We start from the raw sequence: 12402 nt of genomic DNA on the forward strand, positions 1-12402 counted from the left end.
CTTTTTCTTTGTGCAGGCTTTTGTTGCCTTGCAGCGTCGGCTTTTGTTTAGTGGAGGTCGGAGGCGATGGATGGACACACTTAAGGCGAAGGTAACGGATTTATACACGGGCCATGACCGCGGCCCGATCCTGTTCCGCTATGCGTTGATCGTTTTTGATTTCGTGACCATTCTGTTTTTCATTTTCACGGTGCACATAGACCACGGTCCTTGGTTGAACCTCATCAGTAGGGCGACCGGAGTGGTGATTTTACTGGATCTTCTGGCGCGACTTTGGGTGTCGGACGAGCGCCGGTTTTTGCTCACGCGACTGTATACGCTCGCCGATATTATTGTGATTGCAACCTTGTTTCTGGATCCTCTCCTGACGGGGAGCCTGGCGTTCCTGCGTGTGTTGCGCGGCTTGCGGCTTATTCACTCGTATCATCTGCTGTATGATCTGCGTCACGACAGCCGCTGGTTTCGCCAGCACGAAGACGCAGTGATTGCCTGCATCAACCTCTTTGTTTTTGTCGCCATCACCTCATCAACCACGCTGGTTTACTTCATTGATGAAACCCAGACGACCACACCTTATGTCGATGCGCTGTATTTTACTGTGGCGACACTGACCACGACGGGCTTTGGCGACATCACGTTGACATCGCCGATGGGCAAGATCTTCTCGGTGTTTGTCATGGTGGTCGGCGTGGCCCTGTTTGTCCGCTTGGCACAGGCGATCTTTATGCCGCAGAAAGTTGTGGCGGATTGTCATGCATGCGGACTCACGCGCCACGATCCGGACGCGGTGCATTGCAAACATTGCGGTGAAATCATGCGGATCGAAACAAAAGGTGCCTAGACGCTCAACGCGATCGCAGCGATCAGCATCACGATCTCACTGACCTGTTGTGTGGCCCCCAGTATGTCACCGGTCTGCCCGCCAATTTTGACCCGCGCTGTGGCGGCGCACAATCCGGCACAAACAAAGCCCAAAGCCGCCAGCGGCAGCGCGACCCAGTTGACCATCAGAAAAGCTATTGCTGTTGCAATCATCAGTCCCGCCAGCGCGGTTCTTCGCGGCACCGTGCCCTGAGCGCGGGACAACCCGTCGGCGCGGGCATGGGGCAGGGCGGTCATGACCAAAGGCATAGCCGCGCGCGACAGCATTGCCACAGCGATCAACGGCCAGAATGCGCCCGAGGTTTCAAGGATCGCAGCAACGGCCAGCCAACGTAGTGCCAAAGACAGGCAAAGCGCGATCACGCCATAGGCACCAATGCGGCTGTCTTTCATGATTTCCAACCGGCGGGCCTTGTCCCAACCGCCCCACAGGCCGTCGGCGGTGTCTGCCAGCCCGTCCTCGTGCATTGCGCCGCTCATGATCACCATCGCCGCCACAAACACCACTGCGGCCATTGCCGGCGGGATGCCGATCCACAAAAGCCCATAGGTCGGCAGGGCGGCCAAACCTCCGAGCGCGGCACCTGCCACCGAATAGGCCCAGGCCGCGCGGGCGCTGCGGTTGAATTGTGCCTTCACCGGCAGACGCGTCAGCAGCGCCAGCGCTGTGGCCGGATCGTTGGGATGGATCAAAAGGGTGTCGGAACCGGACGCGCCCATGTCTCTTTCCTGTCTTGTGGAGGGCTGGCATTCAGGTAAACAGCCCATAAGCCAGAAATACAACAGGAGCTTGATGGATGTCCGTAGATTTTAAAACTTTGACAGAGTTTCATGCGCTGTTGGAAGCCGCTCCTGCGATGGATCAAAAGGCGCAGGGCGAGGCCGAAGATCGCAACGGTCAACTGACCAAGCCTCCCGGCGCCTTGGGGCGTCTGGAAGATCTGGCAATCTGGTACGCCGGATGGCGTGGCAACGGGCGACCGACCATTGAGGCGCCTCAGGTCATTGTTTTTGCTGGCAACCACGGCGTGACGGCACAGGGTGTGTCGGCCTTTCCGGCGGAAGTAACCGAGCAGATGGTGCTGAACTTTCAGCATGGCGGCGCTGCGATCAATCAATTGGCCAAGGCGGCAGGTGCGACGCTGGATGTGGTGGCGCTGGATCTTGCCACACCAACCGCGGACTTCACCCAAGAAGCGGCCATGAGCGAAGACGAAGTGGTCGCGGCGCTGGCGACAGGCTGGAACGCCGTGAGCGCGCAAAGCGACCTTTTGGTTGTGGGCGAAATGGGCATCGGCAACACCACAAGTGCGGCGGCGATTGCCAACACGCTTTATGGCGGTGACGCCGCCGATTGGGTTGGGCGCGGCACCGGCGTGGACGACGCGGGTCTTGTGAACAAGGCGCGGGTCGTAGCCGAAGGTGTGGCCCTGCACGGTGCGCCAAAGGGTCTTGAGGCGCTGCGCACTTTGGGCGGGCGCGAATTGGCCGCGATGGCAGGCGCCATTGCCCGTGCCCGCGGCCTGCGCATTCCGGTGATCATGGATGGTTTCATCTGCACTGCCGCAGCGGCCACGCTGGACAGCGAAGTGGCCGGCGCATTGGACCATGTGGTGTCAGGTCACGTCAGCGCCGAGGCGGCCCATGGTGCGGTTCTCTCACAACTGGGCAAAGAGCCGATGCTGAGCCTTGGCATGCGGTTGGGCGAAGGCTCGGGCGCAGCCGTGGCGATCAACATCCTGAAATCGGCTGTGGCGTGTCATTCCGGCATGGCAACTTTTGCAGAAGCAGGCGTGTCTGACGGCTGATTGCCATTTTAAGATGTGACTTTTTGCAAAGGCAGGCCAAGTCAGGCCTGCCTGTCGTCGTCCTCGCCATCCAGTTGGTTCATCAACATGGTTTCCAACTCTTCTTCCAGTTCCCGCGCCCGCTGCATGTACTCAGGGTTGTTGGCTGAGGACACGCCCTCTTTCCAGAGCTGGGCCAATTCCTGAACCGCGTCTCGGTCATGATGGAAAAACGTCTGTTCTGCCTGAGCGGCCTCATACTCGCTGAGACCGATGTTTTCCAACACATAGCGCCCCGCGCGCAGGCTGCTGTCAAACATTTCGCGCACGATGTCATCGGCGCCCGCCTTGTACATGCGGAACACCTGCGTGCGGTCATGCACACGCGCCACGATATGCAGGTCAGGGCGTTCGCGCCGTGCATATGTCACCAGCTTGATGGCGGCTTCGGGGTCATCCATTGCCACCACCAGAACACTTGCTTTGCTGATCCCCGCGGCATGCAGCATTTCAGGGCGGGTTGGATCGCCGAAAAAGCCCTTCACCCCAAAACGGCGCATGGTTTCGATGGTCTTCATGTTGTGATCCAGAACCACGGTGTTGAAGCCGGCTGAGCGCACCAGTCGATTCACGATCTGACCAAATCGCCCGATGCCCGCGATGATCACAGGGCCGCTTTCGTCAATCTCGTCGGGTGTGTTTTTGCGGGCTTCGCCTTGTTCGCCGAACCGTTTGGAAATTTGGTCATAGATGATGAACAAAGAGGGGGTAATCAGCATCGACAAAGCCACAACCAGCAAGAGTTCCTCGCCAATCCATGGGGGTAGAACATTCTGCGTTGTGGCTGAGGTAATCAGCACAAACCCAAATTCACCGGCCTGCGCGAGGGACAGCGTAAAGAGCCATTGACTGCGCCCGCGGAGCCCAAAGGCGTGACCGATTACGAACAGGATCGTTGCCTTAAGCGCGATCAGGCCGAGCGTGATGCTTAGGATGCGCAGCGGGTCGTCGAGGAACACGCCAAAATTGATTTGCGCGCCAACGATGATGAAAAACAGCCCCAACAGCAGGCCCTTGAACGGGGCAATGTCGCTTTCCAGTTCATGACGGAATTCTGAATTGGCCAGAAGAACACCGGCGAGGAAGGTGCCAAGAGCCGGAGAAAGCCCGACAAGTGTCATCGAAAAGGCAATGCCCACCACGATCAACAGGGCAAGCGCCGTGTACATTTCCGGTAGCCGTGCCGCATGAATGAAGCGAAAGACAGGCCGCGTCAGATAGCGCCCGCCAAAGATGATGGCCGCAACCATCGCCAGTGTCACAAGAGCCGCGCCCCAACCGGGCAGCCCTTCGATCAACGACATCGACTCGTGTGCATGGTCGTCGTTGATCTGGATCGCACCGTCCGCCGAAAAGACTGCCAGCGTTGGATCGGCAAACAGCGGCAGAATGATCAACATCGGGATCACGGCGATGTCCTGCGTCAGCAACACCGCAAAGGCGCTGCGCCCGCCCTGTGTGCGCATCAGGCCTTTTTCCGTGAGGGTTTGCAAAACAATGGCGGTGGAGGAGAGGGCAAACACCATGCCACAGGCAACCGCCACATTCACAGAATAGCCAAACGACATCACAAGCACGAGCACCGCCAGCCCCGTGATGCCGATTTGCAATCCGCCAAGGCCAATCAATTTGTCCTTCATCGCCCAGAGCGCGCGCGGGTCCATTTCCAACCCGATGAGAAATAGCATCATCACAACGCCAAATTCGGCATAGTGCAGTAACTCGTCCGCCTCGTTTGTGCCAACCAGTCCGAGTACCGGACCGATCAGAATGCCGGCCGCCAGATAACCGAGCACCGAGCCAAGCCCAAGTCGGGCGGAAATCGGTACTGCAATAACTGCGGTAAGCAGGAAGATACTGGCCGTATAAAGTGCATGTTCCATAAGTGTTCCGATGGCTCTAGGTCGGCAGGGGCGCGTCGCGTTTCAGTTGATCCATAACGATCTGACTTTGCACGCGGCTGACTGTGGGATGGGGCAAAAGCACTTCGTGAATCAAGCGATTAAGCGCGCTCAGATCGTCACAATAGGCACGCAACAGATAATCCGCGTCACCTGTGAGCGTCCAGGCGCTGACGATTTCGGGGCGTGTGTCGATCAGGGTGGCAAAGCCTTTGGATTGTTCAGGGCCGTGGGTGCTCAGGTGGACCTGAACAAAGGCTTGCACCGACAGGCCAAGGCGCGTGGGGTTCAGGCGCGCGATATAACTCTCGATATAGCCTTCAGCCTCAAGGCGCTGACGCCGCCGTCCGGCCTGACTGGCGGACAGGTTAAGCAGCTCGCCAAGTTCCTGAGCAGTCAGGTGCGCGTTTTTCTGAAGCGCCGACAAAAGACGCAGATCGGTTTCATCAAGCATGTGCGGCAACTTCGCGTGAAATTGTGAAATTTCGTTAAAGATACGCGCTTTTTTTCGGAATTGCACGTCAGTTCGCGGAAAAGCCGCGCCTTCTTGCGCGTATTATTGCCGAAGCGAACACCAGATACCAAAAGGAGACGCCCTCATGGGTCCATTCCCCCACGACGCCCCCCGCGCTGAAATTTCCGACTATAACCCCGCTGGCACGGACGGGTTCGAATTTGTGGAATTTGCCCATCCTGAACCGCAGGAGCTGCGCGATCTCTTCACCAAAATGGGCTATACCCATGTCGCCAACCACAAGACCAAGGCGATCGAGCTTTGGCAACAAGGCGACGTGACCTACATTCTCAACAGTGAGCCTGGCAGTTTTGCCGCACGGTTTGTCGAAGAGCACGGCCCTTGTGCCCCGTCGATGGGCTGGCGCGTGGTGGATGCGCAAAAAGCCTATGAACATGCGGTGTCGCAGGGGGCCGAGGCCTATGATGCGGATGACAAGACGTTGGCGTGGCCCGCGATCAAAGGTATTGGCGGGTCGCTGATCTACTTTACCGACCAATATTACGACACCTCGCCGTTTAATGAAGAATTCGACTGGATCGTGACCTCCAAACCCGAGGGTGTGGGATTCTTCTATCTCGATCACCTGACCCACAACGTGTTCAAAGGCAACATGGACAAGTGGTTCAAGTTTTACGGCGATTTGTTTAACTTCCGCGAAATCCGCTTCTTTGACATCGAAGGCAAATTCACCGGTCTGTTTTCCCGCGCGCTGACCTCGCCTTGCGGCAAGATCCGGATCCCGCTGAACGAAGATCGCGGCGAAACCGGTCAGATTGTTGCCTATCTGAAGAAATACAACGGCGAAGGCATTCAGCACATCGCTGTCGGCTCTGACGACATCTATGCCGCCACTGACGCGATTGCCGACAAGGGCATCAAGTTCATGCCCGGCCCGCCGGATGCGTATTACGATCTGTCCAAAACCCGCGTTGTAGGCCATGACGAGCCGCTGGATCGGATGAAGAAACACGGCATCCTGATTGACGGCGAAGGCGTTGTCGACGGTGGCGAGACCAAGATCCTGTTGCAGATTTTCTCCAAAACCGTGATCGGCCCGATCTTCTTTGAGTTCATCCAGCGCAAAGGCGACGATGGCTTTGGTGAAGGCAACTTCAAGGCCCTGTTTGAGAGCATCGAACAAGAGCAGATCAACAACGGCGAAATCCAAGCCGCTGAATAAGCACGACCAATAATAACAAGCGTCCGGTCCAACGGAGCGAGGGGGAAGCGCCGTCCGCAAGAGCGGGCGGCGCTTTTTGCAAGGTGCAATGCAATTTGGTCAAAACGCCTACGGCCTTGGTAAACGGGCCATGCAAATAGCGTGATCAATTAGCCTTTTGGCATTTTCAGGGTGATGTTCTTGCCCGACTTCACATAGCGCAATTCGCTTTCACCAATCGCGGCAACCTTACCACCGTCGATCCTGTCACCCACCTGAACCTTTTTATAACGCCCGTTTGACAAGCGGATCAGAGCGCGGCGGTTGGATGAGGTGCCATAGACGCCGATCAGGTTGATTTTCTTGAGGTTAATTGCGTTTTGGATCGTGGCCTGTCGTGCCACAGAGGCGGTTGTCGGAATGCTCGGGGTGATGGTCGCGGCAGCAGGAGTGGCGGCGACCTCGGTCACACTTGGCGTCGCACGCTGCGCCAGTTGTGCGATGTTGGATGGCTTGACCCGCGGACGCGGCGAGCTGGCCACAGCCAGTGCCGTCGGGGTCGTGTCGGCTTCTTCTGCCTCTTTGGCGCTCGCGGGGCGCAGTTTGGGGCGCTTCAACGCCAATTCGCTGCGCGTCAGACCACCCAATGTTGCCCGCTCGTTTGTTTCAATCAGATCGGCAGGCCGCAGACGCGGGCGGCGGTTTGCAAGGCGCTCGTCGCGCTCTTGCAGGGCCTGCGCCACGTTGATGCGTTTGGGATAGTTGGGCGGTTCAACCTGTGGTCGGCCGGCAAACACAAGAATGCCTTCCGGCGTCAGGGCTCCCTCCGGGGTCGCGATCACCAATCCGCGCTCGTCAAAAGCAAACTGCGTGCCTTGTGCCGGAGGGTTGATCTGGCTCGCGGGGGAGGCGTCGGTCAGCAAGCCCGTATCAGCAGGCAGCGCGATTGCATCCAAGGCGCCAAGATCGTGATCGATGGAGGGAACATAAATGTCCTCCGAGGATTCGCTTTGGACATCCAGCGGAGACAGCGGCGCTTTTTGCCAGATACCGGTCACGGCATACCGTGCTTCTGCTTCATCATCACTCAGCGAGCGCGGGTCTTCGGCATCCAGCAATGCTTCGATTTCGGCGCTGTCGGTGATGGTGTCCGCACTCACGGGTGGCAGAGCTTCGGTGTTCAGGTTGTCGGGATCAATGGTGGCTGTATCAACTTCGGCCGCTGCACCGAGATCTTCCAGAGCGGGCAGGGCTTGCGGGGCGAGAACCACTTCTTCGCTTTGCGTCGCATCCCCGGATTGTGCGACGTCGTCGGCTTGGGTCACGGCTTCGGTCTGTGGTTGCGGCGTCACAGGCTGGGCGGCCTGTGGCTCAATCACAACCACGTCGTCTTGGCGCTCGCCAAACAAGCCGGCCACACCGTCCTCGACAAAAAATGTTGCCCAAAGCGCGACAAGCGCCAAAAACAGCAGTAAAAGCGTGGTCAGGATCAGCCCGAGATGACGGGGTTTGCCTCGCACCTCTTCCTGACGCGATCCAAAAACCGTCAGCCGCTCTTTTTCCTGATCTTTGACTTTGCGCCGCGCAGTGCGCTCGGCCGACATGGCATCGGGCAGTTCCGCAACCAGCGTGTCCGCACCACTCTCGACAGTGGCGTCTGCCGCATCGGGGTCGGTTTGGACCGGTGCTTTAAGGTTTGGCTCTGCTTTTGTGGCCTTTGGCTTGCGGCGGCTGAAAAAAGAGCTGGACGGTGGCGTATCTGCGGTGGGGGCGGTGTCCGCGGCCTCGCCGTCTGCCGCGAGGCTGGACACAACGCGGGAAGGATCAAATCGCAGCGGCGCGTCAAGGGTAGGCGAAGCCTCAACTCCCTTGGCAGCATCGCGCGACACGCCACCCAATTCGGGCGCTGCGGTCAAATCGGAGGGTTGCCTGCGGCTGGCAAAGGCGACCGGCGCGCTCTCGGATGGCGGCGCTTCAGATGTGTCAGGGGTACTTTCTGCTGCGTCGACCGTCAGGGGCATAGACACGTCGGCACTGTCTGTTGTCTGAGGCGCAAGCGACTCACCCTCAATCTCAGGGACCGGCTCTGGTGCGGGCGGCAATGGGCCGGAGCCAACCACCACAATCGCCGTGCCGTCAAACGCGCCGGCCGCCCCTTGACCCTGAGAGGTCGGACCAAAATCAGGGGCCGCAGCAAAATCGGCACTCTCCGGCATTGCGGTGAACCGCACCGGATTAAAGGCATATTCGGCGGCAAACGCCTCAGCCTCGGCAAGCGTTTCTTTGGCAACGGCGGCAATTTGTGTCTCCGCGCCCTGCGTGCAGGTATCAAAGACAAGCTGGTCAGCCGAGTAGGGCGTTTCCTCTTCTAAGATCCGGGCCACTTCGCCTTCGGCCTTCGCGCCAAGCTTGCGCCCGAGTTTCAGGGAAAGGAATTTGATCTGATCGTTGGGCAACACCAGCAGGGTGCCAAATCCGTCACCTGCCTGATTGGCGGCCATGTCGCGCAATTTGGCCAAATCACCGGCAAGGTCGGGACTATCCAGCCCCACTTCGCCCAGCAGGTGCCAGCCGCTGTCAACGCGGGTCAGAAGGCCAATGCCCTCGAAGGAGAGTGTCAAAGCAAGTGTCGGCGACATGTCCCAAACCTAACATCCGGACAGGGCATCGTCCCCCAACCGGCAGAGTTGTAGAATTTATAGCAAGTTCTTGCCGACATGGAAGAAAAAGCCGAAAGGACTTTTCCGCAGACCAAATTATCCACCATGCTCGGCACCAACTACGATCAAAAAGGGAGATCGATATGCGAGTGATGGCCATTTTTGTCATGATTTGGACCTGTCTGGGCGGAGGCGCGGCATTGGCTGAGGCGCGCACAATCACTGTTGTGGGGCAAGGTCAGGTACAGGAAGCGCCCGATCAGGCAGTGATTGTTGTGGGGGCCTCCCAGCAGGCGGACACCGCCGAACAGGCGCTGTCGCAGGCCAATCATGCAGTTGCGGCGATGATCAAGGTGCTCGAAGCCTCCGGCATCGACGGACGGGACATGCAGACCAGCGGCTTGGGATTGCGTCCGGTCTATGATCACAACCGCAAAGACAATCAGCGCCCGCTTCTGGTTGGGTTTACAGCCGCTAACCGCCTGACGGTGAAGGTGCGCGACATAGGTTCCGTTGGGGCTGTTCTAAGCGATCTGGTTGCAGCGGGGGCGAACGACATCAGCAATGTGAGCTTTGGCTTGCGAGATCCCGAGCGCGCACAGGATGCGGCGCGACGGGATGCCGTGGCGGATGCGCGGGCCAAGGCGACGCTCTATGCCGAGGCCGCAGGCGTGTCGCTGGGCAAGGTGGTGTCTATCTCGGAGGCGGGGGCCACGATGCCCCGTCCGGAAATGATGCGAACCGCGATGGCCAGTATGGACGCGGTGCCCATCGCCGCTGGTGAATTGACTGTGAGCGCGCAGGTTCAAATGGTGCTGGAGCTAACCGACTGATCCAGTCGGTGAAGAGAAAAAGAAAACGCGCAGCGAAACAGGTCGCTGCGCGTTTTTTATTGATTTTGCGAAGGCTTAGCTGTGCGCGGCCTTAAGAGCGCGGTCCAAATCCGCGATCAGGTCGGCACTGTTTTCAATACCGATGGAAATCCGCACCACGTTCGGACCCGCGCCTGCGGCTTCCTGCTGCTCGGGTGTCAGCTGGCGGTGCGTGGTCGATGCCGAGTGGATCACAAGGCTACGCGCATCCCCAAGGTTCGCGACGTGGCTGAAGATTTCCAGACTGTCCACGAACTTGACGCAGGCGTCATAGCCGCCCTTCAGTGCCACTGTGAACAGACCGCCTGCGCCTTTCGGGCATACTGTCGCAACGCGCGATTTGTAGGGCGAGCTGTCCAGACCGGCATAGGTCACGTAGTCCACATTGTCGTGCCCTTCGAGCCATTTCGAAATGGTCTCGGCGTTCTCCACATGGCGCTCCATGCGCAGGGATAGGGTCTCGATTCCCATCAGCGTGTAATGCGCCGCCTGCGGGTTCATGGTCATGCCAAGGTCGCGCAGACCAATCGCAATGCCATGGAAAGTAAAGGCCAGCGGGCCAAATGTCTCGTGGAACTTGAGACCGTGATAGGCAGGCTCAGGCGCCGACAGGGACGGGAATTTGTCGGAGGCGGACCAGTCAAATTTGCCGCTGTCCACCACACAGCCGCCGGTCACGGTGCCGTTGCCGGTCAGGTATTTGGTGGTGGAATGCACGACGAGCGACGCGCCAAGGCTGATCGGGTTACACAGGTAAGGCGTGGCCGAAGTATTGTCGACAATCAGCGGAACGCCGGCTTTGTCGGCGATCGCCGCGATTGCCGGAATATCGGTGATATAGCCGCCCGGGTTGGCGATGGATTCGCAGAACACCGCGCGGGTGTTTTCGTCAATTGCCGCCGCAACCGCTGCTTCGTCGTCAAAGTCTACAAAGGTCGCGGACCAGCCGAAGCGTTTGATGGTTTGGCTGAACTGGGTGATCGTGCCGCCATAAAGCCGCGAGGACGCGACCACATTCATGCCCGGCTGCATCAGCGGGAACAGTGCCATGATCTGCGCCGCGTGCCCCGACGAGCAGCAGACTGCACCAACACCGCCCTCAAGCGTCGCGATACGTTCCTGCAAAACCGCAACCGTCGGGTTGGTCAGGCGGGAGTAGATGTAGCCTACTTCTTGCAGGTTAAAGAGCGCCGCCGCGTGTTCGGCATCGCGAAACACGTAAGCTGTGGACTGGTAAATTGGCGTCTGCCGCGCGCCGGTCGCCGGATCAGGGCGCGCACCGGCGTGAATTTGCAGCGTGTCAAAACCGTAGCTGGGGCCGTCGGTCATTGGAAAATCCTCCCGTAAATTGGTCGGAGACAAGTGTTAGGCGCACAGAGCGCAGGGCGCAACGCTGCATATGCAAAACGGACAGGTTTCCCGTGATTTCGCCCAACCGCAAACCATCTGTCCGGATTTTTGGCGTGCTTTGGTGGTGTTGATCTTGCTGCCTTGATGGCTGGCGGGCCGTGACAGCGCCTCACAGCGCTGTGTTGAGCAGACAGACGGGCAGGTGCGGTCTAGCGCAACCAGTACCCGTTACGTTTCAACGTGTTGCGGATGACCTGTTCGCGGCGTGGCAGGTTGTTTTGGTCAAACAACGCCCGTGCTTTGTGACCGCGCCCCTGATAGATCATGCGTTTGAACGGGTCGTATTGTTTCAGCACCTTTTTGATCTTGTTGGGCGCTGCCACCGCCTCAAGGGTCTCCACCGCCAGATCGCTTTCGCGTGCATAAAGCAGGGGCATCAGGCGGTAATGCGTGGTCACGGACCCGTCCAGATAGCCCAGAGGCAGGGCATCACGCCCGCCGCCCAATTCGTGAATGACCAGCGGCAACGTCACCTGATCCAGCCACGGATTCAGGGATTGGCACGCCAGCGCCTCAGGTGGTTCGCTGCGGATGTCGACGGCATATTTCTGGAACCGCGCGCCGAATTCATGCGGGCAGCGATAATAGAAAAAGCCCGCATTGAAATAGAGATAGCGCCGCCAGTATTCGTCCGGCTGGCTCAGATCCAATGAGCTCTCAAAGTCGATGTTGAACTTGCCATAAAGCGACTTCCAGATGCCCGTATATTGCGGACCATACAGGGGCGGCTCTGGCCATGTGCCTTCGACTCGCAGGCTGGCGGCAGGGCGATCGAAATCAAACGGAACGTCGCTGATCTCGCCCGTGACCAAAGTGTCCGTGTCAAAGAACACAAACGGTTCGCCCTTAGGCAAGGCGCGCAGCAACTCGATTTTATTGCCATAGGCATAGGCCTCGCCAAAAAACCGGCTGTCAAACGGCAGAATTTCCGCATCCATCTGTTTGAGCAGTTGCACAACCTCGGGGTTGTTCATGCGCGGATCTTTGGACCATAGCGGGCCAGGCTGGGGTTCGGCGATGAACAGGCGGCCTTTGAAATTTGGTGAATTTGCACGCAAAGAGGCGGCAAAAAGGGCCGCCTCATATTGAAGCCGGCCAGCCTGACCAACCACAACGATGTTAAATGCCGCGTTTTTCTGCGCTTTGCTTGCCAT

Annotated in this window: 10 protein-coding genes; 4 read left to right on the plus strand and 6 right to left on the minus strand. The window is 58.6% G+C overall.

Features of this window, described 5'->3' with window-relative positions; translation table 11 throughout:
* Positions 1-70: 70 nt before the first annotated feature.
* Positions 71-841 carry a potassium channel family protein gene (locus BM069_RS00530; protein ID WP_093318954.1) on the plus strand — a complete coding sequence of 257 codons (771 nt, stop codon included), beginning with the start codon at positions 71-73 and terminating at the stop codon, positions 839-841.
* Here BM069_RS00530 and cobS read toward each other — a convergent pair.
* Positions 838-1602 (minus strand): adenosylcobinamide-GDP ribazoletransferase, encoded by a 765-nt coding sequence (gene cobS / locus BM069_RS00535; protein ID WP_093318956.1) that lies wholly within the window; start codon positions 1600-1602, stop codon positions 838-840. The two genes, BM069_RS00530 and cobS, sit on opposite strands and share 4 nt — an antisense overlap.
* Positions 1603-1679: 77 nt before the next feature.
* Here cobS and cobT point away from each other — a divergent pair, with 77 nt between their 5' ends.
* Entirely contained in the window at positions 1680-2690 is a 1011-nt protein-coding gene (gene cobT, locus BM069_RS00540) for a nicotinate-nucleotide--dimethylbenzimidazole phosphoribosyltransferase (protein WP_093318959.1), read from the plus strand.
* A 41-nt stretch (positions 2691-2731) separates the two neighbouring features.
* Here cobT and BM069_RS00545 read toward each other — a convergent pair whose 3' ends face one another.
* Both BM069_RS00545 and BM069_RS00550 read right to left on the minus strand, forming a co-directional pair.
* Positions 2732-4612 carry a monovalent cation:proton antiporter-2 (CPA2) family protein gene (locus BM069_RS00545; RefSeq protein WP_093318961.1) on the minus strand — a complete coding sequence of 627 codons (1881 nt, stop codon included), beginning with the start codon at positions 4610-4612 and terminating at the stop codon, positions 2732-2734.
* A 16-nt stretch (positions 4613-4628) separates the two neighbouring features.
* Positions 4629-5084 (minus strand): Lrp/AsnC family transcriptional regulator, encoded by a 456-nt coding sequence (locus BM069_RS00550; protein ID WP_093321149.1) that lies wholly within the window; start codon positions 5082-5084, stop codon positions 4629-4631.
* Positions 5085-5229: 145 nt separating this feature from the next.
* On the opposite strand from BM069_RS00550, the gene hppD reads away from it, so the two are divergent.
* Positions 5230-6327, plus strand: a complete 1098-nt coding sequence (gene hppD, locus BM069_RS00555; RefSeq protein ID WP_093318963.1) for a 4-hydroxyphenylpyruvate dioxygenase — start codon at positions 5230-5232, stop codon at positions 6325-6327.
* Positions 6328-6476: 149 nt separating this feature from the next.
* On the opposite strand, the gene BM069_RS00560 is transcribed toward hppD, so the two are convergent.
* Positions 6477-8945 (minus strand): hypothetical protein, encoded by a 2469-nt coding sequence (locus BM069_RS00560; protein WP_093318965.1) that lies wholly within the window; start codon positions 8943-8945, stop codon positions 6477-6479.
* 164 nt (positions 8946-9109) lie between these two features.
* On the opposite strand from BM069_RS00560, the gene BM069_RS00565 reads away from it, so the two are divergent.
* Positions 9110-9799, plus strand: coding sequence for an SIMPL domain-containing protein (locus BM069_RS00565; RefSeq protein ID WP_093318968.1), 690 nt, complete (start codon positions 9110-9112; stop codon positions 9797-9799).
* Between the two features lie 75 nt (positions 9800-9874).
* Here BM069_RS00565 and BM069_RS00570 read toward each other — a convergent pair whose 3' ends face one another.
* Positions 9875-11167, minus strand: coding sequence for an O-acetylhomoserine aminocarboxypropyltransferase/cysteine synthase family protein (locus BM069_RS00570; protein WP_093318970.1), 1293 nt, complete (start codon positions 11165-11167; stop codon positions 9875-9877).
* Between the two features lie 230 nt (positions 11168-11397).
* Entirely contained in the window at positions 11398-12402 is a 1005-nt protein-coding gene (locus BM069_RS00575; RefSeq protein ID WP_093318973.1) for a hypothetical protein, read from the minus strand.

The organism is Shimia haliotis (assembly GCF_900114415.1).
GTDB lineage: Bacteria > Pseudomonadota > Alphaproteobacteria > Rhodobacterales > Rhodobacteraceae > Shimia > Shimia haliotis.